Source organism: Paenibacillus sp. GCM10027628 (assembly GCF_042676385.1).
GTDB lineage: Bacteria > Bacillota > Bacilli > Paenibacillales > NBRC-103111 > Paenibacillus_E.
Map to the genome: position 1 here is coordinate 193118 of NZ_JBHTHA010000009.1, position 15804 is coordinate 208921.

General features: G+C 47.9%; 13 protein-coding genes. 9 read left to right on the forward strand and 4 right to left on the reverse strand.

Going from position 1 to position 15804, the window contains the following annotated elements; genetic code table 11:
• Positions 1–16 precede the first annotated feature (16 nt).
• Both ACFQZT_RS10765 and ACFQZT_RS10770 read right to left on the reverse strand, forming a co-directional pair.
• Positions 17–1291 (reverse strand): hypothetical protein, encoded by a 1275-nt coding sequence (locus ACFQZT_RS10765; RefSeq protein ID WP_379299481.1) that lies wholly within the window; start codon positions 1289–1291, stop codon positions 17–19.
• A complete protein-coding gene (locus tag ACFQZT_RS10770; protein WP_379299483.1) occupies positions 1278–1844 on the reverse strand; it encodes an RNA polymerase sigma factor in 567 nt (188 codons plus the stop codon). Before ACFQZT_RS10770 ends, ACFQZT_RS10765 begins: the two co-directional genes overlap by 14 nt.
• A gap of 191 nt (positions 1845–2035) precedes the next feature.
• Here ACFQZT_RS10770 and ACFQZT_RS10775 point away from each other — a divergent pair, with 191 nt between their 5' ends.
• The 7 genes from ACFQZT_RS10775 (at position 2036) to ACFQZT_RS10805 (ending at position 11323) form a co-directional block, all read left to right on the forward strand.
• Positions 2036–2905, forward strand: a complete 870-nt coding sequence (locus ACFQZT_RS10775; RefSeq protein WP_379299485.1) for an RNA polymerase sigma-70 factor — start codon at positions 2036–2038, stop codon at positions 2903–2905.
• Between the two features lie 161 nt (positions 2906–3066).
• On the forward strand, positions 3067–4779 hold the full coding sequence (locus ACFQZT_RS10780) for a methyl-accepting chemotaxis protein (protein WP_379299487.1): 1713 nt from the start codon (positions 3067–3069) through the stop codon (positions 4777–4779).
• Positions 4780–4955: 176 nt separating this feature from the next.
• The gene (locus ACFQZT_RS10785) at positions 4956–5405 is read left to right on the forward strand and encodes a hypothetical protein (RefSeq protein WP_379299489.1); all 450 of its coding nucleotides are present in this window, start codon (positions 4956–4958) and stop codon (positions 5403–5405) included.
• A gap of 233 nt (positions 5406–5638) precedes the next feature.
• Positions 5639–6865, forward strand: coding sequence for an S-layer homology domain-containing protein (locus ACFQZT_RS10790; RefSeq protein ID WP_379299491.1), 1227 nt, complete (start codon positions 5639–5641; stop codon positions 6863–6865).
• Positions 6866–6993: 128 nt separating this feature from the next.
• Positions 6994–7683 (forward strand): L-ribulose-5-phosphate 4-epimerase, encoded by a 690-nt coding sequence (gene araD, locus ACFQZT_RS10795; protein WP_379299493.1) that lies wholly within the window; start codon positions 6994–6996, stop codon positions 7681–7683.
• 476 nt (positions 7684–8159) lie between these two features.
• Positions 8160–10805: a DUF4084 domain-containing protein gene (locus ACFQZT_RS10800; protein ID WP_379299495.1), complete on the forward strand. Its 2646-nt coding sequence runs from the start codon at positions 8160–8162 to the stop codon at positions 10803–10805.
• 32 nt (positions 10806–10837) lie between these two features.
• Entirely contained in the window at positions 10838–11323 is a 486-nt protein-coding gene (locus ACFQZT_RS10805) for a GAF domain-containing protein (protein ID WP_379299497.1), read from the forward strand.
• Here ACFQZT_RS10805 and ACFQZT_RS10810 read toward each other — a convergent pair.
• On the reverse strand, positions 11316–11765 hold the full coding sequence (locus ACFQZT_RS10810; RefSeq protein ID WP_379299499.1) for a PilZ domain-containing protein: 450 nt from the start codon (positions 11763–11765) through the stop codon (positions 11316–11318). The genes ACFQZT_RS10805 and ACFQZT_RS10810 overlap by 8 nt on opposite strands.
• A 562-nt stretch (positions 11766–12327) precedes the next feature.
• On the reverse strand, positions 12328–12702 hold the full coding sequence (locus ACFQZT_RS10815) for a winged helix-turn-helix transcriptional regulator (protein WP_379299501.1): 375 nt from the start codon (positions 12700–12702) through the stop codon (positions 12328–12330).
• Between the two features lie 253 nt (positions 12703–12955).
• Here ACFQZT_RS10815 and ACFQZT_RS10820 point away from each other — a divergent pair, with 253 nt between their 5' ends.
• Both ACFQZT_RS10820 and ACFQZT_RS10825 read left to right on the forward strand, forming a co-directional pair.
• A complete protein-coding gene (locus ACFQZT_RS10820) occupies positions 12956–13501 on the forward strand; it encodes an NAD(P)H-dependent oxidoreductase (RefSeq protein ID WP_379299503.1) in 546 nt (181 codons plus the stop codon).
• A gap of 846 nt (positions 13502–14347) precedes the next feature.
• On the forward strand, positions 14348–15541 hold the full coding sequence (locus ACFQZT_RS10825) for a hypothetical protein (RefSeq protein WP_379299505.1): 1194 nt from the start codon (positions 14348–14350) through the stop codon (positions 15539–15541).
• Positions 15542–15804 lie beyond the last annotated feature (263 nt).

The window sequence follows — 15804 nt, forward strand, 5'->3', positions numbered from 1 at the left end:
CTCTTGAAAAATACGCTCATTGACTCTTATCGTAGGATAAATATCGGCCGACTTTGTCGATCCACTCCTGAACGTAGTGGTCAGTGGCCCATTGGGCCATCACGAGCTGTTCGCCGGGCTGCAGGTCGACGGTCAGCTGCGGATCGTTATTTGGCGCTTGGCCGTATGGGTAGAACTTGAGCTTGCCTCCTTCGAAGATGACGATCATGTCGTTCATCGGCGAAGTCAGCGCATCGCTTGCATTCGGCCAGGATGACTGAATGTCGTTCCAGGAGCAGCAGAGCTCGTCATGGTTGACGACTTTGTCCGGCAGGTCGCGCGGGAAGTCGTGAAGAACATAACGGTCGGGACTCCGAGAGTCGTTACGCGTTGTTTCTGCGACTTTGCCGACCCAGCGTCCGGGCTCGCGCTGTATGGTCCAGCTTTGACCGGAAATCTCGGTTAAAGGATCCTTAGGGAGTCTTAACGATGAAGCGAGATTGCCCAACACCGCACTTATGCTCGTTCCGTAAAGATCGACGATCGATACATGGTTCTTATCCGCGGGTTTATTATAGAACTGGGTGGTATGCCCCTCTTTCAGCTGAGGCAGGGTTCGTACCCAAATCCGATTGGCTTGATAAGGCGCGTTACCGCTCCAAGACTCCTCCGTTTCGGCAACGGACAAGTACTGATTTCCTGCAAATACCAATGTCTCTACATGATTGAGCTCTTCGTTCGGATTATCGGCGAAGGTTTCCTCTTTAACCGGTTGATCTGCCAGGTGCGCGGACAAATAATGGAATTCGTCGGTTTTCGTTTTGTTGGTTAGAGAATCAATTTTCCAAAAATTTTGCTTGTAGGGCATAAGAATCCCGCTGCCTTCAGACGTCTTTTGCAGCTTGCCGCGAATGGGAGCGATCAGCATCGTCCGGTATGTGCTGTAACGGAGCGGACTCAGCGTACGCTTGCTGTCTTTGGACTCGTGCTCCGTGCGCAACCCGATTAACAGTGCTGTGCTGATCGGCGCGGGGGAGGGGATATACGATTGTGCTATCGCTTCAATGGGAACTTCGTTGGCAGAGATCGCATTGCTCTTCGTATAAATGGTTCCCCAAGGGAAGAACAGCGCAGCGGACACGATAGCGCCAATCCCGGCGAAGCATAGATACAATTTTACCCTGGGCTTGGCATGATCCTTGCGGTCGACCGCTTGCTCAATGTCCCGCTGAAGCTTTGCGGTAAACCGCGATTCTTGAAGCGGCCCGGATTCCATTTCCTTATGTAAATCATCCGGATCAGGAGAGTTCACGCGCTTCACGCTCCTTCAGCCCGATCACCTTCAATCTGGCATGATGGAGTCTGGATTTCACAGTCCCCTCCGAAATGTTAAGAACGGCTGCCATTTCCTTGGTCGAGAGTTGATAATGAGCATGCAAAATCAGAATTTCTCGATACTTGGGAGGCAGAGAAATCACTTTTTTCCATATATCACTGGCATAAAGTTTCTCCATCGCTTCGTTCTCAGCGGATTGTGAGGTTCCGGTAGACTGAATAAACCCGACGAGCGTGACTTTGCGCCAGAAAGCTTTGCGTAAATAGTCATAAGCGGTATTGCGCGTTATGGTGAGCAGCCAGGTCTTCACGGAAGCTTCGCCGCGGAATGTCGTCAAATTGCGATATACTTTTAGGAAAGCATCTTGTGTAATGTCATCGGCCAAATCCATATTACGGCAAATACTAAATGCATAATTCCAAACATCATTCCCGTAGGCTTCCATTAAATTGCGGAGGATCGCCTTCTGATCGGTTGTTTCAGATACATACTTCAAATATTCAAATACATGGACACCGGTCGTCTCCATACTCTCACCTCTCTGAATTAGACGTTATTAGGCCCAAAAAAGTTCGCAGAACCCAAAAAAAATTTGAAAGTCACAAAAGCGCCGCAGACATCGTCAACATTGGCGTAATGTATGGCAACAGGTATACTTAACTTTAAGCGAACTCGTGTGAAGTCAGTTTTGCTGAGCAATACGCTAAGGAGTGAATAAACGTGGATATCGCCAATTTATATAATGACTATAAGCCTTTGTTGTTCTCCATTGCCTATCGCATGCTCGGGTCCGTAGCGGATGCCGAGGATATGGTACAAGATACTTTCATGCACGCGCAGCAGCTACGGGATGATCAAGTGCAGCATGCGAAAGCGTACCTTTGCAAAATGGTTACGAACCGCTGCATCGACTACGCGCAATCAGCCCGCAAACGAAGAGAGCTCTACGTCGGCGATTGGCTGCCTGAACCCTTATTGCTGCATGAGGACAATCCTCTTCAAGCTATCGAACGAGATGAAACCTTTTCCTATGCATTCATGGTGTATCTGGAGAAGCTGACACCGGTGGAACGCGCTGTATTTATTTTGCGTGAAGCATTCGAGTACGAGTATGCGGATATTGGTGAAATCGTCGGCAAATCCGAAGCCAACTGCCGGCAAATTTTCAGCCGTCTGAAGCGGAAGCTTCAAGAGGAGGGAGCGCCTGCGGTGCATGCGGATGAGCAAGCCCAAAGCTTGGCGCAGCAGTTTCTTCACGCGTCCAGCACGGGCAACCTTGATGAATTGATTCGTTCTCTGTCCGAAGATGTTATCCTTTATTCGGATGGCGGAGGCAAAGCCGTAGCGGCACTAAATCCAATTTTGGGAAGGGAACGCGTATTGAAATTTCTATTTGGCATCTCTGCCAAGCATCAAGGGATTTATCAATATCATTTGGTGAATATGAATGGCCAAAGCGGCATTATTGTTACCAGCGAGGGCAAAATTGTAACCGCAATGAATGTTGAACTGGATGCGGACGGTCGCGTGCACCGCATATTTTTTATGCGGAATCCGGATAAATTGAATTCCATGAACATGGACAAATAACCCGGAGTCCGTTCTTTTATATCATTCGGGAGCCAAGTTGATTATGGGTCTTACAGCGGGGGCTTTTGATGGGAAATAATGTAAGTCGAAAAAGGGAGGATACCAGGGCTTAGGGGGAGAATCGAAAATGTAATATTCTCTTCGCTGAGGTGGTGCGGTTCGTGGTTTCTTTTGTTCATTCGATACGCTTTAAGTTCCTGATCAGTTTTATTGCTTTAATGTTGTTATTTATGCTATCAGCAGGGCTTTCTTACCAGATGGTTCAGTCGACGAAGTCGAGCGTAGACGGGCAGACAGCAAGTATGGTGAACGAGAAGGCCGCACTTTCCTTGAAAAGTATGGTAGGCCTGCTGTACAGCAACCAAGCTGACCTGATTATTAATAATAATCCCGATGTGATCCAGGAATACCGGGATAATGCCAAGCCATTTCTTGAGATGGTAGACCAAATAACGGCATTCGCTCATACCGACGAGCAGCGTCAATGGGCACAAGAACTTTCCAAGCAAAGTCAAGCGTACGTGGCGATATTCGATAATGTGATCGCTGTTTACAACCAGCAGGACCACTACTCGCCGCAGCAGTTAAAAAAGGAATACAAGCAAGTGGACGACGCAACGGATGTAGCGAAAAACCGCATCTTTGAATTGGTCGACCAATTTATCGTTGATTATGACCGTGGTTATACGGAAGCGCAGAACTCACTCCAAGGGAGCATGTCCAGGCTCGTCCAGACATTGCTAATCTCCAGTATAAGCGTCGTCATCATTGGACTCGTCTTGGCTTTTGCGTTAGAGCGAATGATCACGAAGCCGCTCGGCCGAGCGGTCGGCTTTCTCCGTCGCGTTGCGCAAGGCGATCTGACTGCGCGGTTGGACGGCAAAAGCAAAGACGAAACCGGCCAGCTGATCGATGCTTGCAACGAAATGGTGCAGCAGCTGCGCGCCTTACTGTATGAGGCGACGGCGAATGCGGAGGCTGTCCGCAAGTCCAGCGAACAGCTGGCTTCCCATGCCCGGCAAACGATGCAGGCATCCGGCGAAATCGCCAAAGCGATCGATGTGGTCGCTGCCGGCAATGCCTCGCAAGATGTCGGCGCTTCGGAAAGCGCCCGCGCGATGGAAGAGATGGCGTCCGGCATTCTGCGAATCGCCGAATCTTCTTCCTCTGTCGCGGGAGCTTCTCTGGACGCCGAGGCGGACGCCAAGCGTGGCCATGCTTCCATCGCTCACTCGATTGAACAGATGCACCGAATCGAACAATCGGTGCAGGCATCAACACGCATCATCGATCGCGTGGGGGAAAGATCCCAAGAAATCCATCACATTGTCGATGTGATTACCGGTATTGCCGGGCAGACGAATCTGCTCGCCCTTAATGCTTCCATCGAAGCGGCCAGAGCCGGTGAGCATGGCAGAGGCTTCGCCGTTGTCGCCGCCGAAGTGCGAAAGCTTGCCGAGCAAGCGGTCCAATCTACAGCTCAAATCAATCAAATTATTCAAGGTGTACAGGAGGATGCTGCAGCATCCGTGGCATCCATGCAGGGCATGAAAGACGAGGTTCAGAAAGGTGTCGAGTTTATTCAGCAATCGGGTGCACTGTTTGGGGGAATTCTGCGCGCCATCGAAAACATTTCCGAGCAGGTACAAGAGCTATCAGCTTCTTCGGAGGAAATGTCGGCAGGAGCGGAGGAGGTATCCGCTTCGATTGCGGAGATGGCGAATCTGGCTAAGCAAGCCGCCTTGCAGTCTCAAGCGATCGTGTCCCATACGCAGGATCAGCTGCATGCAATGAAAGCGATTGACGGTTCGGTGACTCACCTGTCGGAGACTGCGCAAGCGCTCCATGGGGCAGTCGCGCGCTTTAATGTATAGAAGGCAAGCGGGGATGGCTAATGCCTGTTCCAACTCGGTTGAATGTTCAAATTTACTTCCATGCCTACTTTTGCCTGATTGGTCTTGACAACTGAAGTCATCAACGCTCAATATGAAAAGTAAGGACATGAACACATTGGATATTCAATCGGTCCCAAAGGGAAGAGGAAAACACCATGAATTTCGTTGAACATATCTGGGATCATATCCGATCCGGACACATTAACAATTATCCGCAGCCGGTTGCACTGAACATGGGACTTGCCTATACGGTTAAGCTTAGTGATAAGAAAACGAACTTGATTTGGTTGCCTTTTGAATTTACAGGACTTGCCTATATCGATATGGGACAACAAGTGAATGTGCATCCTTACTATAGGGGAGCAATTATCGAGGAAATCGAGCTTTCGCGTGGGACCGATCTTCATAAGCCGCAAACCGAAGAAGCATTTATCAGAGCGATCTACATGAAAAGTTGGGAGATGCACCAACTGCTCCAGCAGGAGAAATATAAGTCTTTGCAAGGGAACGTACCTGATTATTTGATGAAAATGTTGTATGTTGCCGATTGGCTTCGCTACTATAATTCAACAAAAATGATGGGAGCGGGATTGAAGATCGGTTAACGAAGGTATGCAGTTGGACAATCTTTTATTGGATTGAAATCATTAATGCTTGGACAGGGCGCTGCCTGTTCAAGCATTTTTTTCGGATCGGAGCAACTATAGTCCTAATGCGAGTAGTTCCAGCGTGTTCTGGCTTCTAGGCTTTTAGCAGGTTTTCAAAGGTTGGTGAAGAGCTTATCCTAGGAAGGGTGTGTATGTACAATAAAACCAAGGAGAGCGGAGAGTTAAAGTTGATGAGTATAAAGAAATGGGTCGCAGCAGCAACAATATGTTGCGTAATGTCAATAGGTGTCGTACAGGGGAAGAGCGAGGCTGCAGGATTTAAAGACGTTCGGGGTCACTGGGCCGAACAAACCATTGGTCAGATGGCGCAGCAAGGGCTGCTGGATGGGTTTCCGGATGGGACTTTTCGGCCGGAAGATACGGTAACGGCGGATCAGTTCGTCAAGATCGTGCTGCTAGCCTTTACGGATATGTATCCGAATGGCGAACGGAATTGGAAACCGGAGTTTCTGCAAGCGCTTAGCAGCAGCAGTCGGAGCATTTTGCAGCAGGATTATCGGGATTTTACGTTCAAACCGAATACGGTAGGCTATTGGGCTAAGCCATATTTGGATCTGGCCAGCGACCTTCATTTTATAAGCAAAGGACAGTTTCCCGATTATAAAGCGAATTTGAAACGTGAGGACGTCGCTGAAATCTTATACTATTTCCTCAAGGAAACGGAATACCTGGAAGACGAGGTTTATAGCCTGAAGATGGCTTCTCAATTCGGGGATTTTCAAAGCGCTACCGCCAGACAACAGAAGTTTATCGGTGAATCGATGACCAAGGGGCTTATGGAAGGGTACCCGAACGGGTATTTCGGCGTGGGACGTTTCGTTACGCGCGCGGAGGCGCTGCAGATCATTGCCCGCTTGCAAAATAAAGCGAAACGCATTCATGTAAGCAGCAGCGGCAACTCGTTCATCAAAGTCGTTCCGACAAAGGATGGCAGCTATAAGAAACTGATTTTCCCGGACCAGCGCATGCTGCAAGCCTATGAGGTGATGGAGGAGGCAGGCAAGCTGCGCGGAACGAACTACGATTTGGAAGAAACGACGCTGCGGCTGTTCCGGGATTCGGATGCCAAGAGTCAAGCCATGAATGGCGTTACGGCTGAAGCACGCAACGGGAACGAAGCTTCGTTATGGCTTGACCCTCAATTCGCAACCTATGGAGTGACGGTACGTCTGGAAGACGGCACATTGGCGCGAAACCAGGAGAGTATACGCAAATTTACCAACTTCTTGTTCGGTTATGATGCGGAGACGTTCTATCGTCATTTTACGGAAGTATGTGCTAAGGCTGCTTCGGATGGTGTATTGGAAACGACAACGAAGCAAATTGGCAGCTATTCGGTGGAAACGCGTTTGGAGCCAGACGGCAAGACGCTCGTATTTTCTATTATTCATTCTTAATTGGGTTGGACAAGGTACATACAAGTTAATGTGAATAAACTTATTTTCAAATCTATCTAGATAACATGTACGTACAAGTGTATAATGAGAAATCATACGTACATTTTATCGGAGGGTGTTGATCTTAGGTGCTGAAGACATTGAAGCAGGCGGTTTTGGAAGCGAATCTGGATCTGCCGAGATATCGATTAGTCACGTTTACATGGGGCAATGTCAGCGGCATTGACCGGGAGCAGGGGCTTGTTGTTATCAAACCAAGCGGAGTGCCTTACGAGGAGCTAAAGGCCGAGGATCTAGTTGTCTTAGATCTGGAGGGCAACATTGTCGAAGGGAAGCTGAGGCCTTCCTCGGATACGCCTACGCATCTCGCCTTGTACCGTGCGTTTCCTGCGATAGGCGGCATCGTGCATACCCATTCGTCGTGGGCGACGACTTGGGCGCAAGCGGGAAGGAGCATTCCGGCGCTCGGCACGACACATGCAGATTACTTCTACGGCGGAGTACCCTGCACACGGCTGATGACAGAAGCCGAGATACAAGGCGCTTACGAGCTGGAGACCGGGAACGTGATCATCGAGACGTTCCAAGATAAAGATCCGGCGATGATCCCAGGTGTGCTGGTCAATTGCCATGCACCGTTCAGTTGGGGCAAAGACCCGCACAATGCCGTACACAACGCCGTCGTTTTGGAAGAAGTGGCGAAGATTGCCTATCGCACGTTTCACTTGAATCCGAACGTCGAGCCGATGGATCAAACGCTGCTCGATCGGCATTTCTTGCGGAAGCACGGGGCGAATGCGTATTACGGGCAAAAATAAGTCAAGAGGGCAGTTGGCAAAGGTGCCGGCTGCTTTTTTTCGTCCTCGTTAGAGATACCCTTTTCAAGAAATTTTGAGTATGCTTAAAAAATGGTGACAAACGTACTGATGCGCTTAGGGTGCAACAACAAACAGCACGTGCAAAGCTGGAAAGGTGATTTTTATCGTTACAGTGGTGAGTGGAAATGAAGTCGTGTCACTAACGATGTTTTGAATGCTTACAGACACAGAAAAAAGCAGGTTTGTACGCTGAGCGAAGCTGGAAAGATGCTTATCATCGTTACAGACATGTCGGGATGTTGCAGTCGCGTATCTAACGATATTTATCATCTTTACAGGTGAGAAGAACAACTCTTTTATTTCCACAATTTTCATACAGACTATTTATCGAATGAATAATAAAGTAGATATAAGGAACGATCGTTTTTGCTTGGAAAGATAGGCATCATTGTCATGAACCCGGGGGTTAAACACATATGCGGAAACAGGCCCTGTTTTTCACATTTATCTACATCTTAGCGTTCTATATATGGCTTTATGTTTTCCGGGACCATGGACTTATGCGAATGATGGGCATAAATCTCTTTCCGATCATTGGGGGAGTTATAAGCTTTTATTGGTTGTTCCGGACGTACCGGAGCATGACTCGGAAACCAAGATATTTTTGGCTGTTGCTAAGTATAGGCACATTGTCTTTCATTGTTGCTCAGGGCATTTGGTTTTCCGATCAACTGCATGCTAATGGCGTGAACCATTACCCAAGCTGGGCGGATTTTTTTTGGTTAGTTCAGTATGGCCTATTTATGATCGCGTTGATCTATAAATTGATGCTGATCAAAGGCAAATCCAAACTTCGCTCTATTTTTAATATGGGTATTTTTATGGTTACGGCTTCTACCCTTAGTGTACATTTTCTGATCCAACCCATCTTGGCATCGACGCAACATTCCATACCGGGCTTAATTGTTTCGATCGCTTATCCTGTTTTCGACTTGGGATTTCTCTTCGCTACGATTAGCTTGTACGATGCTATGTCGTACAGCATACATAAGAAAAAATTATTGCTGCTTACATGCGGACTTTTTGTTCAGATTATCGCAGATACGATTCATAGTTATTTAATCTCAACAGGCCGATATTTTCCGGGAAGTTACATTGACCCTTTATGGATCTTTCCCCTACTCTTTAACGGAATCGCCGGTAGTTATGCAGAACATGATTCCAACGCTCAATGGGCCGGACCCAAGGAATACTCAAAGGTTAGACATGGATTTAAAATGGTTCCGTATGCGAGTGTCATTGTACTACTAGCCTTAGTACTGCTTAACGAGTGGAACCAGCGTATGAACTCGCTTGAAATCGGTCTAATCGTGGTTATGCTTCTAATCATTGTACGGCAGATTTTTATTATGATGGACAATCATGACTTGCTACGAGAGCTGCAGGAAAAACATGAAGAGCTTGGAAAGAGCGAGGAACGATACCGTCAATTGGTTGAGATCTCTCCGAATGCGATATGCGTTGAAACCCAAGGGCAAATCATTTATGTGAATAAGGCAGGTCTCAATCTAATGGGTGCGGCTGCTCCGGAAGAAGTTGTGGGTAAATCCGCATATGATTTAGTTCACGGAGATTACTCGGAAATCATCGCTCAGCGCCATCGGGAAGTCAGCGCAGAGAGGCATGCGGCCGAACCTTTTGAATATCCAGTAAGGCGCCTGGATGGACAAATCATCGTTGTTGAATCCTCTTTGACGGAGATCCATTATAACGGGGAGAAGGCTTATCTTTCCGTCGTACAAGACATAACACAGCGCAGGAAAAGCGAAGAAAAAATCAAGTTTATGGCCTATTATGATGAATTGACCGAACTGCCGAACAGGGCGATGTTCTATAAACAGTTGACCGAACACATCGAAAAAGCAAAGCATTCCAGTACTGCGGTTGCTGTTGTATTCGTTGATTTGGATCGATTTAAATTTATTAATGATACGATGGGACACAGCATCGGGGATTTATTTTTGAAGCAAGTCTCCCATCGATTAAACCAACTTGTGGATAAAAATGGGACGGTTTATCGCCATGGCGGCGACGAATTTTGCATAGTCATCGGTCCTGCGAATGAGGCCGAAGTTAGTGAATTAGCGGAACGGATCATTGGGGGATTTTCCAAGCCGTTGTTCATTGAAGGCCATGAGCTTTTTAGCTCTCTCAGTATGGGAATTAGTATGTATCCCATTCATGGAGACGATGCGGAAACATTGATTAGATTTGCGGATATTTCCATGTATAATATTAAAAGGCAAGGCGGAAATAGCTACCGTTTCTATAGCGAAACGCTGGATATTGAAGATTCTCAAAAATTGAATGTTGAGAATGCGTTAAGAAAGGCGATGGAACATCGCGAATTTATCATTCATTATCAACCGAAAGTCAACTTGCATTCCGGCGAGATCATTGGATTAGAGGCTTTGGTCCGATGGCAGCACCCTGAATGGGGCTTAGTGTCACCGCTCAGATTCATATCGATTGCTGAAGAGACGGGGCTTATTGTACCTATTGGCAGATGGGTATTGCAGGAAGCATGCCGACAAATGAAGAAGTGGCATGAGGAGGGGTTTTCCAAACTGGGTATTGCGGTTAACATCTCGCCGCGTCAATGTCTGGATAGTAACCTCATTACAATCGTTTCTCAGGTCCTCCAAGAGACAGGCCTCGATCCTAACTATCTTGAAATTGAGGTTACCGAGACCATCATGCAGGATGTAAAGGAATCTTCTTTTATTCTGAGCGAATTAAAGAAGCTGGGGGTTCAGATTGCCATAGATGATTTTGGAACGGGTTATTCGTCATTAAGTTATCTTAAGCATTTGCCCATTGATCATATTAAGATTGATAAATCCTTCGTAGATGAGATCACAACGAACCCTAAAGATAAAGCGATCATAAAAACGATCATCGATATGGGAAACCACCTGGGCATTCATGTAATCGCCGAGGGCGTAGAAAACGAGCAACAGCTTCTTGCTTTAAAGAAATATCAATGCCATGTAGGACAAGGCTATTTCTTTAGTGAACCATTACCCTCCGATGAGGTAGAACGGCTCTTTAAGACGAATTAAAATGCAGCGGTAGAAAGCGGGAGGATTCATATATGTTTACAAAATCAATGTACGCAGGAACAAGAGAAGAGAATTACACGCTGCTGATTCAGCAGTTGGAGGCGCTCATTCATGAAGAGCCGAATAGAATTGCCAATTTGGCGAATGCGGCGGCGCTGCTGCAGCAATTTTTGGGCGAGATTAATTGGGTAGGTTTTTACTTGCTGGATGAGTCGGAAAAGGGGCTTGTGTTAGGGCCGTTCCAAGGGCTGCCGGCTTGCGTGCGAATTCCCCTTGGCAAGGGGGTATGCGGAACGTCGGCGCAGAACCGGGAAACTGTACGTGTGCCGGATGTTCACGAGTTTCCTGGGCATATTGCCTGTGATGCTGCGTCGCAATCGGAGATTGTCGTCCCGATTCTAAAGGGAAGCGAGCTGCTAGGCGTGCTGGATATCGACAGTCCGATCAAGAATCGATTCGATGAGATCGATCAGCGGTATCTGGAGCAGTTCGTGGAAGTACTGGCTGCAGCTATGTAGCATCGGAGTGATGCGAGTAGATTTCGGCCATCTCTTCTTCGGAACAGAAGCTGCAACTGGAGAGCACATTCGTATGCCGTAACCGGGCGCTCAGCAACTGCAGTTGACTCATAAGCTGCTGCTCCAATTGAATATCGGCGATACTGAACTTAATCCCGTATTCGTAGAGTGACTCGTGCAGCATGTTTTTGCGGGTAATGGTGCCGAGTACCTTAATATCCTGGCTAAAGAGCTTGAACGTGAATTCGAGCAGCAGGCTCATATTGACCGGAAGGTCAAGCGGCGTATGCATACGAATGCCACCGGAACTAATATCCTTGATGGAAATCTTGGTATATTTGGTATCGGTGGCTTTATTGTGAATCCCGATGATTTTGAACATCGCGGATAGTGGAATCTGAAGGTTGATTCGGAAATTTTCTCGCTGATTGGAAAGTGGCATGATCATCGACCTTTAGAAAAGAGTAGGTCTATTATACTATAACTGCAAATCGATATGAACCGCTTTTGAACGAAAAAAACTTAAAAAAATAATAACAGGGGTTCGTGAGGGCCCTTTAAGTGTTTAAAGTGTAAAAATATTATTGCTTCAAGTCTACCAACCGGTAGGCTTTTTCTTGATTTAGGAAATTATATGCAGGATGCCCGATTGGATAAACGAGCTTTATTTTGGAGTCTTATGTTCGTGTGTGTTTGGCTGATTTCTACGCTTAGGAGTCCGTCACCTTCGTTTCTCCATTTGAGAACAAATATTCTCTAATAGAGCCCGGGGAGACGTTGAAAGGGGGGAAATCTCCGTTTAGGGATCGATTAAAGAACAAATGGCCATATCCAACAGGCGCTCTAATAGCGACCCACATTCTCTAATCTGCTGACTATACCTAATTTCAATCACCGGCAGGGTGATATTGTTCTTTGCCCAAGATTACAGGATAGGGCTAAACAAACGGGAGAAATTCCCGTTATATACTACCGGTTTCAACTTACTGGAAATTAACTGGATTTTATCCCTTTACGCCATCGTTCTCTGATTCTTCGCTAGCACTGCTTATATACTCAAGATGTTTGAATCCCCATCCGCACATATCCGCTAAAACTGAATGTAACGTTCTTCCGTGCTCGGATATGAAATATTCGACTTTGGGAGGAATCTCCTGATAAACACGGCGTTCAATGAGCCCATCTCGTTCCATCTCGCGGAGCTGATTGGTGAGCATGCCTTGTGTGATGTTCGGGAGCATGCGCCGCAATTCCCCAAACCGTTTGGTGCCCTTATGCAGCAATATGAACAATATGAGGGGCTTCCATTTTCCTCCGATGACCTGCAAAGTTGTTAAAATTCCCTGATTAGTATCGGCTTTATGAATGTCCGCTTGCATGTCCCCACCCCCTTGATCCAAAGATTTTTTAAACTTCCTACCTGCTACTTTATCAAAGTACCTGGATTGACAACAGTACTATTATTTTTCGTACATAGTACGATTTGCAGTACTATCTAGAGAACCAAGCGTCATCTATAGTACGTTATATGCGACTTAGTATGAATAAACTGCGTACTTTGCAAGAAACAATTTCTAAACAATAATGGGAATGTCGATCTCGATGATAAGAAAACAAGAAAGGATGATGGTCATGAAAATCATGGTTATCGTAGCGCATCCAAATTTTAGTACATCCCGAGCAAACCAAGCGTTTGTACAGGAGTTAAAGGAACAGGAACATGCCGACATTGCAGTTCGCAATCTTTATCAAGAGTATCCGAATTGGCATATAGATGTGGAGAAGGAGCAGCAATTACTGCTGGCCTATGACCGGATTGTGTTTCAGTTCCCCTTTTATTGGTATAGCTGCCCGCCCCTTTTGAAAAAGTGGTTTGATGATGTGTTAACGTTCGGCTGGGCTTTCGGACCTGGGGGCGATCATTTGAAAGGGAAGGAATTTATGGTTGTGACGACAACAGGAGGTACGGAAAATGGGTATCGCTCAGGCGGAGATAACGGGTTCACGATCAGTGAATTATTAAGACCCATACAAAATACGATTACCAAATGCAATGGTACCTATTTGCCTGTATTTGTGACATATAACGTTACGAATAGCACGGAAGCCCGTCTCTCATCAGAGGCCAAAAGATATGCAGCATTTATCCAGAGCTCAATGGTTGCGCTTGTTCATTAATTTTTCCGGCTGCCCGAGTGGGCAGCTTTCGTGTTATGAAGGGGTTGCAATTGATCTTGATGAGGATGTGAACATAGATGGCGAAGCCTCAACTGGTTCTCGATTTTGGCGGTGTGCTTGCGGCTAACTTGACACCAGCATTTTGGATGGAGATGGCTGAAACTGCAGGGATTTCCGGATAGAATGGATAACCCCTTTTTTAACGCCAGTTCGCGGATTTTTGAAGCATATTACCGTATCTAGTGCTTCTGGCTACTGCAAACCAGATCAACAAATTTTTATGGAAATGGCGGAATACTTACCGAAGAATGCCCATGTCCTGTTCGTAGACGATCAGGAGAAGAATATCCGGATAGCAAAAATGTTCGGCCGGATTACTTTACTAGCGGATGAACGAGGTGATTGGATCCCAGCCGTTATGCCTTTGTTATATTGTTTAACCTCCACCTTACCCCCAAACCCAAATTTGTTAGTAATAAATTCCAATAAATATAAACATTACAAATTAAAGAGAATAGACAGGCCTAAAATCTACTTTCATATGCTTGAAATAGGTGAATACCGTGTTTACACATACTTCCTCTACGTACAATGTGGTTATCAAAATATCGAATGGTTGAAGTCCGCCATAACTTAGAGGAGCTGACGGATGAATAATCGGAAACGTATTAGCATAATAAGCTCAGCAATTCGGCAGTTACAAAAAGCGAAGCATTTTATATCAAAGAGGAAGTATGGGATCGCAGAGGAAAAAGTTGCAGACGCGCTTATTTTTCTGGGTCGAACATCTTCTCTTCACAAGAGTACCCGGAAAAATAGAAGAATCGGTAGCGGGAGCCGGTCTAGATGAATCGAAGGCGCTTGCGAAAGAAGAGCATAAGAGAAATAAAAATTGCAATAAAACAATTGCAAGAAGCTAGGCGATTGGCTATCAACAAAGCAACAGCACGTTCTGCTGAAAAAGTAACAGGCTCGCTGAGCTATATCGGTCAAGCATTGAGTTACATCGGTATGCTTAATTCATCAAGAATTATTATTCCGGTTGCCCCGAGGGGGGCGACTGGTGCGACTGGGGCGACGGGACCGACAGGAGCGACGGGATCGACGGGCGTAACAGGCGAGACAGGAGTGACGGGTTGGACAGGAGAAACGGGATCGACCGGAGCAACAGGTGAGACTGGGGCTACGGGACCGACTGGAGTGACGGGATCGACGGGTGCGACAGGCTCGACCGGAGTGACGGGGGCGACTGGAGCAACGGGATCGACGGGAGTGACAGGTCCGACAGGAGCGACGGGACCGACTGGAGTGACGGGATCGACGGGCGTAACAGGCGAGACAGGAGTGACGGGTTGGACAGGAGAAACTGGACCGATCGGCGCGACGGGTTCGACTGGAGCAACAGGAGGAACAGGAGCAACAGGTGAGACAGGGGCGACAGGACCGACAGGGTCGACGGGGTCGACAGGTGAGACTGGGTCGACAGGAGCAACGGGTTCGGCAGGAGTGACGGGACAGACTGGAGCAACAGGTGAGACCGGTGCAACTGGACTGGCAGGAGTGACAGGTTCGACAGGAGCAACGGGTTCGGCAGGAGTGACGGGACAGACTGGAGCAACAGGTGAGACCGGTGCAACTGGACTGGCAGGAGTGACAGGTTCGACAGGAGCAACGGGTGAGACTGGAGCGACAGGAGCGACGGGTTCGACTGGGGCGACTGGGGCGACGGGAGTGACAGGACCGACAGGATGGACCGGAGTGACAGGGGCGACAGGATCGACAGGAGCGACAGGGGCGACAGGGGCGACAGGTGAGACCGGTGCAACTGGACTGGCGGGAGTGACAGGTTCGACAGGAGCAACGGGATCGACAGGAGCTACAGGAGAGACGGGGGCGACGGGGTCGACAGGAGCGACAGGACCGACTGGGGCGACAGGTGAGACTGGGGCGACGGGAGTGACGGGTTGGACAGGAGCGACAGGTGAGACGGGTGCGACAGGATCGACAGGAGCGACAGGAGCAACGGGTGCTACAGGCTAGACTGGAGAGACTGGAGCGACAGGAGCGACGGGTCCGACAGGTGTGACGGGACAGACTGGAGCAACAGGTGAGACCGGTGCAACTGGACTGGCGGGAGTGACGGGGTCGACCGGAGTGACAGGTTCGACTGGAGCAACGGGATCGACAGGAGCGACAGGTTCGACTGGGGCGACGGGATCGACCGGGGCGACAGGTGAGACCGGGTCGACAGGAGCAACGGGACAGACTGGAGCAACAGGTGAGACTGGGGCGACGGGAGTGAC